A 16,356-nucleotide genomic window follows, 5' to 3' on the forward strand; every position below is an offset into this window, starting at 1 on the left:
CCCCATCCCGCATCCGCAACCGAACCAGCCCGAGCGCCAGCAAGCGGCACAGCTCGGCGCGACGCTCGGCGGCGGGCAGCTGGTCAGGTGGGAGCGGATTGGGACGTTTCATGTCTCGTGGCCGTGTTCGGTGGTGGATACCGAACAAAAGCCACCCGGCCACCCGGGATGGGACATCTCATGAAAGCGGGATCAGGAAATGCGAACAGGAAGAGAACATCAGGGCTTGCCGATCACGGATTTGTCCATGATTATCGCAGGTTGAATCAAGCAAGAGCAGTAGTTCGTTGAGGTAAGATCATGGCGCGTAAAGCAACTCCGATCAGTCCCCTTGTCCTGGCGCTGATCGAGGATGCGCGCGTGGCTCTTGCCCCAGCGATTCTCTCGGCCCGGGAGGGAGGTGATAGTCACCGCAGTCCCCAGAGACGACATCGCGGTGTCAAGCGCCGAGCACGGCCCCGCAATCGCGATCTATAGTCCAAATCAGCATTTCCGGAGATTTATATGGTACGCGCCCCGGCCAGAACTTGCCCCAATCTTTCTCGGCTATTCGACGATGCAGAGCCGGAACTGCTGTCTGGATTTCTTGAGAGCAAGGCTTTCGAGAGGCTGATCCGCGCCCATGACGGCCAGATCACCAGCGGCACCGTCTCGCTGCGCCCCGGCCGCTTCGACGGCGGTGGTATGCGCTACCTCCGTTTCACCAACTGGCTAACCGAGATCGACCGGCTGTCCGGTCCTGTCGCCGCGATCTGGTTCGAGGAAGTCCGCCGCCACGCGGGCACCGACGCGAGCCACATCTACGGCGGGCTCATGGCCACGCTGACCGCATGGGCCGAGCTGCGCGGCGTGCCCTACGAGGGCGTCCCGGTCGGCACGATCAAGCGTCATGCCGCAGGCAAGGGCAACGCCGACAAGGCCACGATGGTCGCCGCCGTCCGTGCCCGCGGCTTCAGCCCGGCCGACGACAACGAGGCCGACGCCATCGCCATCCTGCTCGGGGCGATCGAGACGAACGGAGGTGTCGCATGAGATGGCACCCCATGGCTACGGCGGTCGGCGCCGCGATCCCGAGCAGGTCAAGCGCGAGGACTGGCGGGAACAGGGCGTCCTCGCGGTCTCCGCCGATGACGACCGCCTCATCTGGCCCGAGCGTGAACTGGTCCGCCAGCTGGGCGAGAAGCTCTACGGCCCGCGCCCTTCCGACAGGGAGGCGCATCATGGCTGATCGTGAATGGACCGCCGACTGTGTCGCCGATCATTTCGAGGAGGCGTTCCGCACCCCGCGCAAACTGCCGCCAGTGAAGGCGCCAGGGCTACTTCAACACCTGGCCCGACATCTTGCACACCAGCCGCGAGATCGCGGCGATGGAACCGCAGCCGATGCGGGTCTGGCCCTCGGCCGCCGCGATCACCCGGCTCGAGCAGACCTTCGACTGGGTGCTCTGGATCGAGGAGGCGGAGCGCAAACTGGTCTGGTCTCGCGCGGCCCGCGTGCCGTGGAAGCAGATTAGCGGAGAACTCGGTTGCGACCGCACGACCGCATGGCGGCGTTGGCAGCTGGCGCTGACCAAGATCGCTGCGCGCCTGAATGCACAGTGACTCCAATGTGTTGCAACACTTTTTCCTTCGACATCTGCAACATGATCGTGCTATTCCGAAGGCAAGATGGGGAGAGTGCGCTGGAAAGCCCGCTCTCCCCTTTGCGTTGACGGGGGCCTGCTGGACCCCGGTATCCAGCGGGGGTCCGGCCGGGGTCCAGCCCACGGCAGTTTCCGGTTCCTTCCTGGCGATATTCGTATGCTGGCGGGCGAAGCGCGGGACATCGCCAGCGACAGGGCCGGATTTTTGGGAAGCCACCCGGAAGCCGGATCCACCCGAGCCCCGCGCAAACCCCAATGAACGCTGGCCTTCGGGCTGGATAGCCCTGACGCCGCTGGACCCCGCGTGGAGTCCGGCGCGGCATCCGGTGTCCGGAGTCCGGCCAGCATCCACCTGAACATCGGGAACCACCCGCCCATGACGCTGAGCTTCGCCCCGGACACGATCGAGATGTGGCCGCTGGCCAAGCTTCAGCCCTACGCGAAGAACGCGAAGGCGCATGGCGCGGACCAGGTCGCGAAGATCGCCGCCAGCATGGCGGAGTTCGGCTGGACGGTTCCCTGCCTGGTTGCCGAGGACGGCGAGCTGATCGCCGGGCACGGGAGAGTGCTGGCCGCGACGCAGCTCGGTCTGGCCGAGGCGCCAGTGATCGTGCTGGGGCATCTGACCGAGGCGCAGCGGCGGGCTTACCGCATCGCGGACAACAAGCTGACCGAGCTCAGCACCTGGGACGAGGCGCTGCTGTCGGCGGAACTGAATGACCTGCTGGCCGAGGATTTCGACCTGTCGCTGGTCGGCTTCTCCGACGGCGAACTCGACAAGCTGCTGGCCTTCGTGCCGGAGGTGGACGGGCAAGAAGGTGGCGCCGGGGGCTCCGTGCCGCCGGTGACCATCCCCGAGCCGCCGCGGAATCCGGCCTCGCGCACCGGCGATCTGTGGATCCTCGGCGACCACCGGCTGCTCTGCGGGGACTCGACCAGCCACGACGATGTGCGTCGCCTGATGAATGGCGAGCGCGCGATCCTGTTCGCGACCGACCCGCCTTATCTTGTGGACTATGACGGCTCGAACCACCCGACCCGGAACAAGGATTGGTCGGCGTCCTACGGTACGACCTGGGACGACAGTTCGCAGGGCGCGGAGCTCTACGACGGCTTCATCGCTGCGGCCGTGGCCGAGGCCATCGCCGAGGACGCCGCCTGGTATTGCTGGCACGCCTCGCGTCGCCAGGCGATGCTGGAAGCCTGCTGGGAAAAGGCAGGCGCCTTCGTGCACCAGCAGATCATCTGGGTGAAGGACCGCGGGGTTCTGACCCGCTCCCATTACCTCTGGAAGCATGAGCCCTGTTTCATGGGCTGGCGGCGTCCGAACCGCCCGCCGAAGGTGGCCGATCAGACGCTGCCCTCGACCTGGGAGATGCCGTCCTTCGCCAAAGACGAGCGCCCCGACCATCCGACGCCCAAGCCGCTCGACGCCTTCGGCATCCCGATGCGCCAGCACGTCGCCCGCGGTGGCCTCTGCTACGAGCCGTTCTCGGGCTCCGGCTCGCAGATCATGGCGGGCGAGGCCAATGGCCGCCGCGTCTTCGCGATGGAAATCAGCCCCGCCTATGTCGATGTCGCCGTTGAGCGCTGGCAGGCCGCGACCGGCCGCGACGCGATCCTCGACGGCGACGGTCGGACCTTCGCGCAAGTGAGAGCCGAGCGGCTGGGCGAGAACCCGGCCGCGCGGGAAAAGGAACTAGGACTCTAGAAGCAGTCTGCTACTGTGATGGGATTGGATAGACAGTCGTGGTGTACGAACAGTCGATGTAGAAGACCTGCCCGATTTGATCATATCCGCCGCCGCTTTCAGCGTGAAGACTGGCACACATCGATGTAGGTGCTAGGAGCCCACCGATTGGAACGCCCTGAGCACTTGTGCTCGCCTCCCGGCACCAGTGAGTTCTAGGCGAGTTGATGCTAGCGATCTGGCCGCTAACGGACTGTCCTGCCGCAAAATAGCTTCCCTCAGGCGCGTTGGCGCAAACGATTCCATCCGCAGTGCAGCCACGGCCATCAGCTGGCTTTCTGCATTCAACTCGTAGGTTAAAGGAATGGGATTCTTGCGCAATTACTTGCGAACTCACTACGGACGAAAATGCGCCAACTGCAAACGCGGTAAAAAAAAGTGCTTTCATGTGGGCCTCCTATCGCCAATGCACAATCTAAAGTTGCCACAGACCGAGTAATTTACCTAACGTAAAATAGTGGCCCTTCGTCTTCCTCGAGAACGTCGCCCATCATCTCCGCCTCGGCTTCCCCGAAGTCGCCGGCGGACTGGTCGGCATGGGCTACAAGCTTGCGGCAGGCCTCTTTACGGCGGCGGAAGTCGGTGCGCCCCACAAGCGCGAGCGGCTCTTCATCCTCGCCATCCGCGAGGGACACGAACTGGCCGACCCCGCGCGCCTGCTCTGGCACCCGGTCGAGTGGCGGGAACCGGACGGAACTGCTGCGGCTTTGGCCGACGCCGCGAGCCAGCGCCAACGAGAACAGGCAGACGAAGCCGACGCCGTCGCAGACAGCGGGCCAGCACGGGATGAACCTCGCGACGACGGCCGCGCTCTGGCCGACGCCGATGGCGAACGACGGCTGCAAACCGAGCGCAGGCAACCGCAAGACGGCCGATCTGAGCCACGCCAGCCGTATGTGGATGACGCCGACAGCGCGCGATCACAAGGATGGGACGACGACATTGGCGAACACACCGGTGAACGGCCTGCTTGGCCGCCAGGTCCTGGTGACGCCGATGGCTGGGAGCGATACCTCGGAGCCGCGCCGGCCCTTGAACCCGCTGTTCGTCGAGGCGCTGATGGGCTGGCCCACCGGGTGGACCGGCTTCGCCTCTGTGGCAACGGCGTGGTCCCCCTGGTTGCGGCGCATGCGCTGCGAACTCTCGCGGCTGAACTGCTGGCCGATGGATGAGGTGACGGCATGAAGCAATCGCGCGCCATGTCGCTGCTCGAGTCCGTCGCCAACGTGATCGTCGGCTACGGCGTCGCCGTGGTCACGCAGATCCTTATCTTCCCGGTCTTCGGGCTGCACACGACGCTGGCCCAGAACCTGAAGATGGGTGCGGTGTTCACCGTGGTGAGCATAGCGCGGTCCTACGTCCTGCGGCGCCTGTTCGAGGCGATCCACTATCGGTCGCTGGTTGTCTTTCCGAAGAAGGGGCTTAAGAACCTGGATCACCTTGGCCCTCGGTCCTAGTTTTGAGGTATGCACAGCATGCAGCTGAATTCTCGTAGCAAGGACGCCCAGGGTGCCATCAATTGATAACTTGGACGAAGGAGATCGTGATGCTGAGCGCGTCCAAGGTCTCATGGTTGATGTCGAATCTTCATTTGCGACCCGTGTCCTGCCGAGCCTAGTGGCGATTTATGCCTCACATCACCTGAATCCCGAGGCCCCAGTCCAAGTGGGCACGGGGATCTTGATAGACCACAAGTCGCGTCCGGTCCTTGTGACCGCGCGGCACGTACTTCGTGGCCACAACTTCGACGAGGAGCCCGCTGAGAAAGCATTTCATATTGACGGAAGGTGGGTCTACGTCGGTGACGGTCCCAGATCTCTATCTGAGGCTAAAGATCGAGATCTAGCTGCGTTCTACGCCGATGAATTTAAATTTCGCCAACTCTTGCCGCCACCCGCTGTAACTGCCGCCAACGAGACGGCGAACGTAATCACTATCGGTGGGTTTCTCTCGCGCGATTTCAAAAGGGATGGGGTGTTCTGCAGCCCAAGCCGTGGGTCTACAGCAACAAAAGTGTCGGGGATGAAAGCGGCATGGTCGGTCTTCTCTACCCGAAGCGGCACAACGTGGAGTCCAAAACAAGCGAAGCGATATTCAATTCTATACCACGCGGCCTCTCGGGTGGGCCGATGTTGAATACAGTGAATCTTTTGAACGGAATGGTCGAAATAGTTGGAGTATTCACTGAGCAAAGCGATGGAACTGCGCGGGGAGAATGCGCCACCCTCGTTTCAAGTTTGTTGAACCAAATGTAGCGGCAGGGCGAATTTGTCTGGGTTTGCGCGATGATGAGAAACCGCCGCCCAGATGGACGGCGGTATCGAGCTCGACTTTCGGCGTGCGCGTCAGTCGCGCGGCAGGCTGTAGACCCGCCCTCGGCCCTCGACCTTCTCGGAGGTTACTTCGAGCCCGAGCTTCTTCTTCAGGGCCCCGGCCATCGCGCCGCGCACCGTGTGCGACTGCCAGCCCGTCGCGGCCATGATCTCCTCGATGGTCGCGCCGTCCGGTGCGCGCAGCATGGCGATCAGCGTGGCCTGCTTGGTGCCCTCGCGCGGCGTGCGCGCCTTGGGCGTGGCTTCGGGTCCGGTGGGGGTGTCCGGCGCGGGCTTCTCTGTCGGCGCGTCCGTCGCGCCCGCAGGCGCGGTGTTCGCGTCCTCGGGCTCGATGCCGATGGCGGCGAGGCCAGCGTCGGTGGCGACCAGTGTGACGCCGTGGCCGTCTCCGGTCTCGCGCCAGACGGGTTCGCCCTTGCGCATGTCCGCGTCGACCTCCTGCAGGAAGCCCTTCGCGAGCATCGCGCCGACCACCTTGGCGGCAGCGCCGCCGCGCAGGCTCTCGGGCAGCGGCAGGGCGATGCGGTCCTCGCGCTGTGCGGCGGCGCTCAGGATCAGGGCTTGGGTATCGGAAAGCTTGGACATCGTCGTCTCCCGTATCGGGGCGCGCAGGATGCGGGCCCTTCTACGAGGTCGAGCCCGCCAGTCGGCGGGCGGGACCGGGAGCGGGTCGTCTCACTCGGCGTGTTCGCCTTCGCTGAAGGCCATGTCGGTGATCTCGCGCAACTTGGTGCGGTAGTGGTTCAGGGTGCCGACATGGCCCCAGTTGATCTCGTCGGGGCTGGTCTCGAAATGGTCCGCGCTGAGGGCGGCGAGCCGCTCCAGCATCGCGTCGATCTCGGTCTTCGCGGCGATGAAGGCGTCGAGGGCTTTCGTGATGTCGGTCGCGCGGCGGGTCATCGGGGTGGCTCCTTGGGTCGAGTTGCATCGTTGCGTTGGAGTGACGTTCGCTCCGGTGGCGACGCTTATCAACTCGATAAGCACATGATTTAGAATGATAATCGGAGCCGCCGATGCAGGGCATGAGCGAGCGCCAGTACGCCGCGCATGTCGGGCTGTCGCGCGGTGCGATCCAGAAGGCGAAGACGGCCGAGCGGCTGGTCCTCTATCCCGACGGCAGCATCAACGCGGCCGCCAGCGACGCCAGACGGGCCGAGACGACGGACCCGTCGAAGACGAGAAAGCCGCCCGCGCCGAAGCTGAAACCCGTCCCGAGGCGGCGGTAGCGGCCGTCGGCGATACTTTGCGCGAACAGGGTCTGGCGGTCCCCGCCATCGGCGGCGGCACCACGTTCCTGCAGGCGAAGACCGCGAACGAGGTGCTGAAGGCGCAGGAACGGCGCATCCGGCTCCAGAAGCTGAAGGGGGAGTTGATCGAGCGGGCCCGCGCGCTGGCGCTGGTGTTCCGGCTGGCGCGGGAGGAACGGGACACGTGGGTGAACTGGCCTGCGCGCGCCGCGGCGCTGATGGCGGCCGAGCTCTCGGCCTCGTGCAGCGACGCGACGGGCCAGCAAATCACCGTGGAGCCAGCCGCGATGCAGAAGGTCCTTTCGAGTCATGTACGCGCCCACCTCGACGAACTCGCCGAGGTCCGGCCCGACTTCCGGTGATGATGACGCACTGACGGACCCCGGATCGTTGTTAGGGGCAAGCTTCGATGGCGCGGGCGAGATCCTGCGCGCCTGGGGCAACGGGCTCCGGCCCGACCCGGACCTGACCGTCTCGGAATGGGCGGACCGGCACCGGATGCTGTCGGGCCGCGCCTCGGCCGAGCCCGGCCGGTATCGCACGGTGCGCACGCCCTACATGCGCGAGATCATGGACCGGCTCTCGCCCGGCGATCCCACGCAGCGGATCGTGTTCATGAAGGCCGCGCAGGTCGGCGCGACCGAGGCGGGGAACAACTGGATCGGGTTCGCGATCCACCAGGCGCCGGGCCCGATGCTGGCGGTCCAGCCGACTGTCGAACTGGCCAAGCGCAACTCGCGCCAGCGGATCGACCCGCTGATCGACGAAAGCCCGGAACTCCGGGAGCGGGTCAAACCGGCCCGGTCCCGCGACGCGGGCAACACAATGCTGTCGAAGGAATTCGCGGGCGGCATCCTGATCATGACGGGCGCGAACTCGGCGGTCGGGCTGCGGTCCACTCCGGCGCGGTACATCTTTCTCGACGAGGTCGATGCCTATCCGGCCTCGGCCGACGAGGAAGGCGACCCGGTGACGCTGGCCGAGGCCAGGTCACTGACCTTCGCCCACCGGCGCAAGGTGCTGCTGGTCTCGACGCCCACCATCCGGGGGCTGTCGCGCATCGAGCGGGAATACGAGGCGTCCGACCAGCGGCGGTTCTTCGTGCCGTGCCCGCATTGCGGGGCGATGCAGTGGCTGAAATTCGACCGGCTGCGCTGGCAGAAGGGCCGCCCGGAGACTGCGGAATATCACTGCGAGGGCTGCGACACGCCCATCGCGGAACACCGCAAGACGGCGATGCTGGAGGGCGGCGAATGGCGGGCGACCGCCGTGGCCGCCGATCCGACCACGGTCGGGTATCACCTCTCGGCGCTCTATTCGCCGATCGGCTGGCTCAGCTGGGAGCGGATCGTGCGGGCATGGGACGCGGCTCAAGGTTCGGACGAGGCGATCAAGGCGTTTCGCAACACGATCCTCGGCGAGACATGGGTCGAAACCGGGGAAGCCCCCGACTGGCAGCGGCTCTACGACCGGCGTGAGCGCTCGACATCCGGCACCGTGCCTGCGGGTGGGCTGTTCCTGACGGCCGGGGCCGACGTGCAGAAGGACCGGATCGAAGTCGATGTCTGGGCATGGGGCCGTGGTCTGGAAAGCTGGCTCGTCGATCACGTCGTCATCGAGGGCGGCCCCGACCGGCACGACGCGTGGTCGGAACTGACCGCGCTGCTGGATCGAACCTCCGCCCCGCCTTCCTGATCGTGCCCGCCTCGCTGGAGCTGAAGGCCGAACAGCTGGTCGCGCAGAACCTCGTGCCCGCCGCGACGTCCAGCGTCGTGCCGCAGTCGATCCGGACGCTGGCGCCGATCAGCGAGCCCCGGCTCGACGCCGCCAGCGAGACTGCCTGGTACCTGGCGGCCAGTCCGAACCAGATCGACACCATCGAGTACGCCTATCTCGAGGGTCAGCAGGGCGCCTACATCGAGACCCGCAACGGCTTCGACGTCGACGGCGTCGAGATCAAGTGCCGCCTCGACTTCGGCGCCAAGGCCATCGACTGGCGCGGCCTCTACAAGAACCCGGGCGCGTAACCCGCACCCCATGCTGAACCCTGACATGCGGGCGGTCCTGACGGGCCGCCCTTCGTCTTTCCACGAGGATCACCCCCATGAAAACCTACGTCCAGCCCGGCAACACCATCACCCTGACAGCGCCCTATGCCGTCGCCTCGGGCGATGGCCTGCTCGTCGGTTCCATCTTCGGCATCGCCGCCGGGGACGCCGCCATCGCCGAGCCCGTCGAGACCGCGCTCGTCGGCGTCTTCGACATCACCAAGGTCGGCTCCCAGGCCTGGACCGTCGGCGCCAAGGTTTATTGGGACGACACCAACAAGCGCTGCACTACGGTCGCGACTGACAACACGCTGATCGGCGTGGCCGTCGAGGCGGTGGCGAGCGGCGCGGGCGACACCATCGGCCGGGTGCGCCTGAACGCGACGTTCTGATGAGCGCCTTCGCCGCCGCGCTCAGTGCGCTCTTCGCCAATCCGAACATCGGCCGGGACGCGGTCTACATCGCTGATGGCGGCGCGCCCGTTCTGGTGCGTGCCGTCGCTCGGCGCGCGGATGTCGTCTCCGACTTCGGCGATGCGCGGCTCTGGTCCGAAACCACGCGGATCGACTTGCGCGTGGCCGAGGTGGCGAACCCGCGTCCCGGCGACCGCCTCGAGATCGACGGCGATGCCTTCCTGATCCAGGGCGAGCCCGTTCGCGACCGCGAGCGGCTGGTCTGGGCTGTCGATCTGAGGGCCGCGTGAAACTGAAGCTCGACATCGATTCCGACATCGTCGCGATGATGGCGGCGGAGGTCGCGGCGGGCGAACGCGCGGTGACGGCCGCCATGCGCGAGGCCGGGACCGGGCTGAAGACGGCGTGGCGGTTGCAGATCACCGGCGCGGGGCTCGGCACACGGCTGGCCAACTCGATCCGCAGCCAGAACTTCCCGAAGTCGGGCGAGAGCCTGGATGCGGCGGCGCTGGTCTGGTCCAAGGCTCCGGTCATCGTCGGCGCGCACGACACGGGACCGCTGATCCGCTCGAAGGACGGGTTCTGGCTGGCGATCCCGCTGCCCGCCGCAGGCAAATCCCTGCGCGGCGGCCGGATCACGCCCGGCGAATGGGAGCGGCGGCGCGGCCTGCGCCTGCGGTTTGTCTATCGCCGCACTGGCCCGAGCCTGCTGGTAGCCGAGGGCCGGCTGAACACGAAGGGCCAGGCCGTGGTGTCCCGCTCGAAGACCGGGCGCGGAAGGGTCACCGCGCCGATCTTCCTGCTGGTGCCGCAGGTCAAGCTGCCGAAACGGCTGGACCTGGCGCGGGATGCGGAGCGCGCAGTGGATGGTATACCGGGGATGATCGTGGCGAATTGGGTGGAGGGTTACGTTGCGTGACCCGCCCCAGCCTTCACAAACGCTATCTGGTTGACAACGAAGCATTGTCTGACCTGCAGGCGCATCGCCAGATCGATGGTATTCTCGCGATGCTGTTTCAACGTGGAGAATCGCTTTGCCGACGCGGAAAGAGATATTGGAGGCGCTGGCTGAGAACCTCGACGACTTGTCCGATCGAATGGGCGAAAGCAGTGACAGGTATAGGGACGCCGCCGACAGACACGGCAAAAGTATTGAGAAGGCCGGTAGTGATTTCGTTGCGGGTCTCGTCGGCGGAGCCGCCGTTCTTGCAGGTGGCATGATCGTCGGTGGCGTTCTACGGATCTTCTGGGACCTGCTGGGGGTCTTGAAGGAGCGGGCAGAGGAGATCCAAAAGAAGATACAGATGATCGAGTCGATCATCGCGATAAAAAAAATACGGCCCCATGGATTATGACTTTGTCGCCAAGAGGTCTTTCGCTGTTTCCTCGACGATTGAAGAGCGGAAAACTATCCTTAACGGCCTGATATTTTATGAGATTGTTCAAGAAACCTCAGCTCAGGACGGGATGCTTTTGTCGATTGATCCCGAAAGCGAGGCATTGAATGATTTCTGGGATTGGCTGGACGAAATGAATGAAAACCTGAGCCAGATCGGACATGAGACGACTGCCTAACGTGGATCCATCTCATCAGAGACAATGAGATGACTCCGGCCAGATGTTCAAAGCCTGCCGCCCCAAAAAGAGCGGTCTTGAGAGTCATCAGAAACAGATAGGGAGCCGCGTCTCGGCGGCTCCCCACTTTACGCTGGCTGCACGGTCAGTACTTGGTCGTGCGCGTATTGCCCTTGGGATCCGTCGTAGTGGTGGAGGTCGCCTTCCACCCGGGCCCCATGATCGTCCGCGAAAGGCCGCTTCCTGTGGCCTTGTAGCTCGTGGACTTGGTGTGGCCACCGCTGCTTTCGGTGACGGTCTTACCGGTGAAGTTGCCGTTGGTGGAGTGGTAGCTGGTCTTCTTCGTCATCGTTCCGGTCCTTTCCCTTTACTGGAACCCTGATCGATTTTTCGCTTGAACCCCCGCACTCCAAGGATGCATAAAAAAGAAGAATCTCGTATCTCAGTAGGATCAAAGAAATTGAGACTCGAGGTGTAAAGGTTGCCAGTTCCCATTAACCCCGAACTTCTGAAGTCCTTAATCGAGGGTCGTTTTGGTTCAGTGGATGACTTTGCGGTGGCGTGGGGGGAACGCGTCAAGGAAAAGCGGCAGTGCCGTGGGAATGCACGCGATCGAAACACAATCTATCGGTGGCTGAATAACGGAATTCCGTCGCGGGTCGACGACTTGTTTGGAATCTGCGGAGCTTTGGATATCGATCCGGTGACATTGCTTCCCTTGGACCAAGATTTCATAGAACATCAGTTCGCCAAAGAACGGCTACGTATCCAAATAAATCCATCTCGACGAACCGATCTTGCGCCCTTTGACGCGATTTTCTTGCCCGGTGTTCATTGGCCCTCCAATGAAGTGGCTAACTGCTTCTATGGAAGATCCTGGACGGTTGAGGTCCGCGAACATACTCCATCTGTTGTATCAGGCGTTTATGCTGCTTTCGAACTAAGTGTGAACGCCGACCAAACCATTCCTCTGGCATTCCACTTTGCTTGGCGAAGGACCAACGCTCGGGACCAGATGTGGCGGCCGTACGGCTCGGTGGTACGATATTCTGACCGGACGCTGCTGGTTTCGGAGAGTGGCGATCTTCAATCAGTGAGCGTCAAAAACGCCGACGACCCGACAGTTGTGGAAACTTTTTTCGGTGCAGGACCCGCGATGTTCAAGATCGCAAGCATACACAGTTTCAGTCTCTCCGTTCAGGTGCCATCTCAAGCACCGCAGGCCGTTCGCTTTAAGGCCTAGATATGCCCACCCTCCGTGAAACCATCCTCACCGCGCTGCACGCGCGGCTTTCGGCGTTGCCCGCCACCGCCCTGCGCGGCGTCGTGCTGCCCGAGCGCGTGCCCAAAGATGGCCTGCTGATCCTGCGCGACGGCGAGCCGGGCGAGCCCGAGGTGACACTGTCGCCGCTGGCCTACCACTACCAGCACCGCGTCGAGATCGAGGCGGTCGTACAGGGCGGTGACCGTGACGCTGCCTTCGACACGCTGACCGCCAGCATCGGCACGGCACTCGCCGCCGACCGCACGCTGGGCGGGCTCTGCGACTGGGTCGAGGCGGAAGCGCCGCGCCCGGTCGATCTGCCGGTCGAGGGCGCGGCCAGCCTGAAGGCCGCCGTGATCCCGGTCGTGCTGCACTATTCCACGGCCGATCCGCTCGGCTGATCCCGACAACCCGAGGAGAAAACAATGGCACGAGCCCAGGGGGCGCGGGCGCTGATGGCGCTTGCGTTTGAGACGACCTATGGAACGCCGCCCGCCAGCGGCTTCACCCGCATGCCTTTCGCCAGCACCTCGCTCGGCGCAGAGCAGCCGCTGCTGAACTCGGAGCTGCTGGGGTACGGCCGCGATCCGCTGGCGCCGATCAAGGATGCGGTCACGGCCGACGGCGACGTCGTGGTGCCGCTCGACGCCGAGGCCTTCGGCTTCTGGCTGAAGGCGGCCTTCGGCGCGCCGACCACCACAGGCACCGGCCCCTGGACGCACGAGTTCCAGTCCGGGTCCTGGACGCTGCCCAGCATGTCGATCGAGACCGGCATGCCCGAGGTGCTGCGCTATGCGATGTATTCCGGCTGCGTGCTCGACCAGATCACCTGGCAGATGCAGCGCTCGGGCCTGCTGACGGCAACGGCGCGGTTGGTGGCGCAGGGCGAGACGGTCGGCACGACGACCAGCGCTGGAACACCCGCCGCGCTGGAACTGAAGCGCTTCGGGCACTTCAACGGCGCGATCACCCGCAACGGTACCGCGCTCGGCAACGTGGTCTCGGCCGAGATCACCTATGCCAACAACCTCGACCGGATCGAGACCATCCGCTCGGACGGGCGCATCGACGGGGCGGACCCGTCCATCGCCGCGCTGACCGGCCGGATCGAGGTCCGCTTCGCCGACCAGACGCTGGTGACGCAGGCGATCAACGGCGAGGCCTGCGAGATGGAGTTCGCCTACGTCCTGCCCTCGGGCGAGAGCTTTACCCTCACCGTGCACGCCGTCTACCTGCCGCGCCCGCGCATCGAGATCTCCGGGCCGCAGGGCGTGCAGGCGACCTTCGACTGGCAGGCCGCGCGCGACAGCTTGGTCGGCCGGATGTGCACTGCAACCCTCGTGAATGACGTGGAGACGTATTGATGCTCACGCTCGACCTGACGAACGCGCCACGCTGGCATGACCTCCCCCAGGCGTCCGGGTGCAGCTCCGCCCGCTGACCACCGCGCTGATGGTGGCGACCCGCAGCGATCCGGCCGTCGAGGCGGTGCCCGATGAGACGCCCGACGAGGAGCGCGCCGTCGCCTTCGCGAAAGCGCTGGCGCGACGGGCCGTGCTCGCCTGGGAGGGCATCGGCGACGCCGACGGCAAGCCCATCGATCCGAGCCCCGAGGCCATCGACGCGCTGCTCGACGTCTGGCCGATCTTCGAGGCCTTCCATCTGACCTATGTCTCGAAGGGCCTGCTGCTGGAGCAGGAAAAAACGCCTCCGCGCTCTCGCCGAATGGTCCTTCGGTGGGGGCGACCGATACTGCGAAGCCTGCACGCAAGCGTGCCCGGACTGCCCGGCGCGGCTGAACCGTCCGGAAACTCCGGAAGGTTGGCAGGTCTGGGATCTCGTCGGCCGTCTCGGCGGCCAGCTGCGTGTGTTGCCCGGCGCGGTGATCGGCTGGGACATGTCGGCGGCGCTTGCTCTCGGCGACGCGCTCGGGGTCTCGCCGCCCGCCATGGCCGAACTGCTGCCGGTCATCGAAACGGTGATGGTCACGAAGCTCAACGAACAGATGGATCATTCCCATGGCTGAGAAGAGGGTCAGCGTCCGCCTCGCGGCCGTGGGCGGACGGCAGGTGCGCGCCGAGCTGGAAGGCGTGGGCGAAGCCGGGTCGCGCGGTTTCGGACGGCTGAGCCGGGAGATGGAAGCCGCCAACGCCCGGCTCGCGGCCTTCTCGCGGCGGGTGCGGGTCGTAGCCGCCGCCGCCGTGGCAGCTGCCGCCGCCGCTGGCGTGGCGATGATCCGCTCGGGCCTGCAGACGGTCGATGCGCAGGCCAAGCTCGCCCAGTCCCTCGGAACCACCGTCGCCTCGATCCAGACGCTGAAGCGCGCGGGCGAGCTGGCGGGCGTGTCGATCTCCGGCATCGAACAAGCCACAAAGGATCTGACGCGCCGTCTCAGCCAGGCGGCTGCCGGGAGCGGCCCGGCTGCCGATGCGCTGGACCGGCTCGGGCTGTCGGCCAACGAGCTGATCGCCTTGCCGCTGGACCAGCGGGTTGGTGTGATCAACGCGGCCATCGAGAGCTTCGTGCCTGCCGCCGAACGCGCCGCCGTTGCGGGCCAGCTCTTCGGCGAGGAAGGCTCCATCGCCATGAGCCGGATCGACACCGCGACGCTGCGCCAGGCGACAGAGGACGTACTCGCGTTCGGTGTCGTGGTGTCGGAGCAGGACGCCGACCAGATCGAGCGGACGAACGATGCCATCTCCCGGCTCGGGTTGATCTGGCGCGGGCTGTCGAACCAGCTGGCGGTCGCAGCGGCTCCGGCGCTGGAAGCGGTCGCGAATGCCATGGCGGCGGTCGCGAGCCGCACCGGCCCGCTCGGCATCGCGATCCGCGGCCTCTTCGACAATATCGGCCGCCTGACCACCTATGCCGTGACCTTCGCGACCTTCCTCGCGGGCCGCTGGGTCACCGGGTTGGCCGCCGCCGCACTGTCGGTCCGTGGGTTTGTCACCGCGCTCGTCGTGTTGCGCGGAGCGCTGATCCGCACCGGAATCGGCGCTCTGATCGTCGGCGTCGGCGAACTCATCTATCAGCTGTCCCAATTCGTTGCCCGCGTCGGCCGGGTCTCCGTCCTCGACCGGGACCTGACGGCCCCGCCCGGCAGCCCTGCGGATGGCGACCGTTACATCGTCGGCTCGGGCGCAACGGGCGACTGGGCGGGGTGGGACCTGAATGTCGCGCTCTGGGCCGACGGCGCCTGGCTTCGGCTGCCGCCACGAACGGGCTGGCGGGTATGGGTCGAGGACCAGGGGCTGTTGCTGGTCTACGACGGGTCCGGCTGGATCGGGACCACACCGACGGCGCTGCAGAACATGGCGCTGCTCGGGGTCGGCACGACGGCGGATGCGTCGAACCCGTTCTCGGCCAAGCTGAACGCCGCGCTCTGGACCGCGAAGACCGTGGCCGAGGGCGGGACCGGCGATCTGTTCTACACCATGAACAAGGAGGCTGCGGGCGACGATCTCGGGCTGACCCTGCAGACCGGCTTCGTGACCAAGGCGCTGGTTGGGCTGTTCGGTTCCGACCGCTTCCGCCTCGCAGTCTCGGCTGACGGCAGCACCTTCTTCGACGGGCTGAGCGTCGACAATGCGAGCGGCATCGTCGACCAGCCGCGGCTCCCGCGGTTCAAGGCCTGGACCAACTACGACAACTATGTTGGCGTCGGGACCTGGACGAAGATCGGCCTCAACAACACCGACTACAACGATCAGGGCGCGTTCGACGCCGCGAACAACCGTTTCGTGGCGCCGGTCGACGGCACCTACCTCTTCGGCGCGACGCTGCTCTACAAGATCAACGCCAGCGCCACGGCTCGAATGCGCGGACGGCTCGTGCTGAACGGCGCGACAGAAATCCGCGGCTCCCTCGGTGAAGTCTCCGCCACCCACGTCTCGCTGGCCACCGCGATCTGGCTGCAGACCATGGTGCCGCTGACTGCGGGCGATACCGTCGAGTTGCAGGGGTATTTCCGGGTCGCGAACGGCTACTTCGCCGCCGACCAGACATGCTTCTGGGGCTGCAAGATCGGCTGAAGTTACCATGTAATAGTGTCGACAGCGAGCGACAAAGGTCGTTGAGATCCCG

Annotated in this window: 23 protein-coding genes and 1 pseudogene; 21 read left to right on the top strand and 3 right to left on the bottom strand. The window is 65.3% G+C overall.

The features are described from left to right. Positions 1–504 precede the first annotated feature (504 nt). The 7 genes and pseudogenes from D1F64_RS09030 (at position 505) to D1F64_RS09055 (ending at position 4,850) form a co-directional block, all read left to right on the top strand. The gene (locus D1F64_RS09030) at positions 505–1,032 is read left to right on the top strand and encodes a hypothetical protein (protein ID WP_248304684.1); all 528 of its coding nucleotides are present in this window, start codon (positions 505–507) and stop codon (positions 1,030–1,032) included. A gap of 1 nt (position 1,033) precedes the next feature. Beyond that, positions 1,034–1,228, top strand: coding sequence for a hypothetical protein (locus D1F64_RS09035; protein ID WP_117412174.1), 195 nt, complete (start codon positions 1,034–1,036; stop codon positions 1,226–1,228). A gap of 113 nt (positions 1,229–1,341) precedes the next feature. Beyond that, positions 1,342–1,602, top strand: coding sequence for a DUF6362 family protein (locus D1F64_RS09040; protein WP_248304685.1), 261 nt, complete (start codon positions 1,342–1,344; stop codon positions 1,600–1,602). Between the two features lie 417 nt (positions 1,603–2,019). Next, positions 2,020–3,354 (top strand): ParB N-terminal domain-containing protein, encoded by a 1,335-nt coding sequence (locus D1F64_RS09045; protein ID WP_117412175.1) that lies wholly within the window; start codon positions 2,020–2,022, stop codon positions 3,352–3,354. A 563-nt stretch (positions 3,355–3,917) separates the two neighbouring features. Beyond that, positions 3,918–3,989, top strand: a pseudogene (locus D1F64_RS24420) (hypothetical protein); the annotation flags it as partial. Between the two features lie 229 nt (positions 3,990–4,218). After that, a complete protein-coding gene (locus D1F64_RS24425) occupies positions 4,219–4,578 on the top strand; it encodes a hypothetical protein (protein ID WP_248304686.1) in 360 nt (119 codons plus the stop codon). Continuing rightward, the gene (locus D1F64_RS09055) at positions 4,575–4,850 is read left to right on the top strand and encodes a hypothetical protein (RefSeq protein WP_117412176.1); all 276 of its coding nucleotides are present in this window, start codon (positions 4,575–4,577) and stop codon (positions 4,848–4,850) included. The genes D1F64_RS24425 and D1F64_RS09055 overlap by 4 nt, the downstream gene beginning before the upstream one ends. 888 nt (positions 4,851–5,738) lie before the next feature. Here the strand turns inward: D1F64_RS09055 and D1F64_RS09060 are convergent. Beyond that, positions 5,739–6,311: a DUF3489 domain-containing protein gene (locus D1F64_RS09060; protein WP_117412177.1), complete on the bottom strand. Its 573-nt coding sequence runs from the start codon at positions 6,309–6,311 to the stop codon at positions 5,739–5,741. A 90-nt stretch (positions 6,312–6,401) separates the two neighbouring features. Continuing rightward, positions 6,402–6,626, bottom strand: coding sequence for a hypothetical protein (locus D1F64_RS09065; RefSeq protein ID WP_117412178.1), 225 nt, complete (start codon positions 6,624–6,626; stop codon positions 6,402–6,404). Between the two features lie 113 nt (positions 6,627–6,739). Here D1F64_RS09065 and D1F64_RS24430 point away from each other — a divergent pair, with 113 nt between their 5' ends. The 9 genes from D1F64_RS24430 (at position 6,740) to D1F64_RS23245 (ending at position 11,009) form a co-directional block, all read left to right on the top strand. Then, complete coding sequence (locus D1F64_RS24430; RefSeq protein WP_248304687.1) at positions 6,740–6,952, top strand: hypothetical protein; 213 nt, start codon at positions 6,740–6,742, stop codon at positions 6,950–6,952. Positions 6,953–6,969: 17 nt separating this feature from the next. Beyond that, entirely contained in the window at positions 6,970–7,335 is a 366-nt protein-coding gene (locus D1F64_RS24435; protein ID WP_248304688.1) for a hypothetical protein, read from the top strand. A 28-nt stretch (positions 7,336–7,363) separates the two neighbouring features. Further along, positions 7,364–8,668, top strand: coding sequence for a phage terminase large subunit family protein (locus tag D1F64_RS09075; RefSeq protein ID WP_248304689.1), 1,305 nt, complete (start codon positions 7,364–7,366; stop codon positions 8,666–8,668). Beyond that, positions 8,617–9,000, top strand: a complete 384-nt coding sequence (locus tag D1F64_RS09080) for a hypothetical protein (RefSeq protein ID WP_205470707.1) — start codon at positions 8,617–8,619, stop codon at positions 8,998–9,000. The genes D1F64_RS09075 and D1F64_RS09080 overlap by 52 nt, the downstream gene beginning before the upstream one ends. 77 nt (positions 9,001–9,077) lie before the next feature. Then, on the top strand, positions 9,078–9,413 hold the full coding sequence (locus D1F64_RS09085) for a DUF2190 family protein (protein WP_117412179.1): 336 nt from the start codon (positions 9,078–9,080) through the stop codon (positions 9,411–9,413). After that, positions 9,413–9,724 (top strand): hypothetical protein, encoded by a 312-nt coding sequence (locus tag D1F64_RS09090; protein ID WP_117412180.1) that lies wholly within the window; start codon positions 9,413–9,415, stop codon positions 9,722–9,724. Before D1F64_RS09085 ends, D1F64_RS09090 begins: the two co-directional genes overlap by 1 nt. Further along, the gene (locus D1F64_RS09095) at positions 9,721–10,353 is read left to right on the top strand and encodes a DUF6441 family protein (protein WP_117412181.1); all 633 of its coding nucleotides are present in this window, start codon (positions 9,721–9,723) and stop codon (positions 10,351–10,353) included. Before D1F64_RS09090 ends, D1F64_RS09095 begins: the two co-directional genes overlap by 4 nt. Positions 10,354–10,468: 115 nt before the next feature. Further along, a complete protein-coding gene (locus D1F64_RS09100) occupies positions 10,469–10,789 on the top strand; it encodes a hypothetical protein (RefSeq protein ID WP_117412182.1) in 321 nt (106 codons plus the stop codon). Beyond that, entirely contained in the window at positions 10,779–11,009 is a 231-nt protein-coding gene (locus D1F64_RS23245) for a hypothetical protein (RefSeq protein WP_162901437.1), read from the top strand. Before D1F64_RS09100 ends, D1F64_RS23245 begins: the two co-directional genes overlap by 11 nt. Before the next feature lie 145 nt (positions 11,010–11,154). On the opposite strand, the gene D1F64_RS09105 is transcribed toward D1F64_RS23245, so the two are convergent. Continuing rightward, entirely contained in the window at positions 11,155–11,358 is a 204-nt protein-coding gene (locus D1F64_RS09105; protein ID WP_117412183.1) for a hypothetical protein, read from the bottom strand. Positions 11,359–11,490: 132 nt separating this feature from the next. Here D1F64_RS09105 and D1F64_RS23250 point away from each other — a divergent pair, with 132 nt between their 5' ends. From D1F64_RS23250 to D1F64_RS24440, 5 genes are all read left to right on the top strand, one after another. After that, on the top strand, positions 11,491–12,252 hold the full coding sequence (locus tag D1F64_RS23250; protein ID WP_162901438.1) for a hypothetical protein: 762 nt from the start codon (positions 11,491–11,493) through the stop codon (positions 12,250–12,252). 2 nt (positions 12,253–12,254) lie between these two features. Continuing rightward, positions 12,255–12,674, top strand: a complete 420-nt coding sequence (locus tag D1F64_RS09110) for an acyl-CoA transferase (protein WP_117412184.1) — start codon at positions 12,255–12,257, stop codon at positions 12,672–12,674. Between the two features lie 24 nt (positions 12,675–12,698). Continuing rightward, positions 12,699–13,637 carry a phage tail tube protein gene (locus tag D1F64_RS09115; RefSeq protein WP_117412185.1) on the top strand — a complete coding sequence of 313 codons (939 nt, stop codon included), beginning with the start codon at positions 12,699–12,701 and terminating at the stop codon, positions 13,635–13,637. 503 nt (positions 13,638–14,140) lie between these two features. Continuing rightward, positions 14,141–14,299, top strand: coding sequence for a hypothetical protein (locus tag D1F64_RS09125; protein WP_210210436.1), 159 nt, complete (start codon positions 14,141–14,143; stop codon positions 14,297–14,299). Then, positions 14,292–16,304: a DUF2793 domain-containing protein gene (locus D1F64_RS24440; protein WP_248304690.1), complete on the top strand. Its 2,013-nt coding sequence runs from the start codon at positions 14,292–14,294 to the stop codon at positions 16,302–16,304. The genes D1F64_RS09125 and D1F64_RS24440 overlap by 8 nt, the downstream gene beginning before the upstream one ends. The last annotated feature ends 52 nt before the right edge of the window (positions 16,305–16,356 follow it).

This window comes from Breoghania sp. L-A4 (genome assembly GCF_003432385.1).
Lineage (GTDB): Bacteria > Pseudomonadota > Alphaproteobacteria > Rhizobiales > Stappiaceae > Breoghania.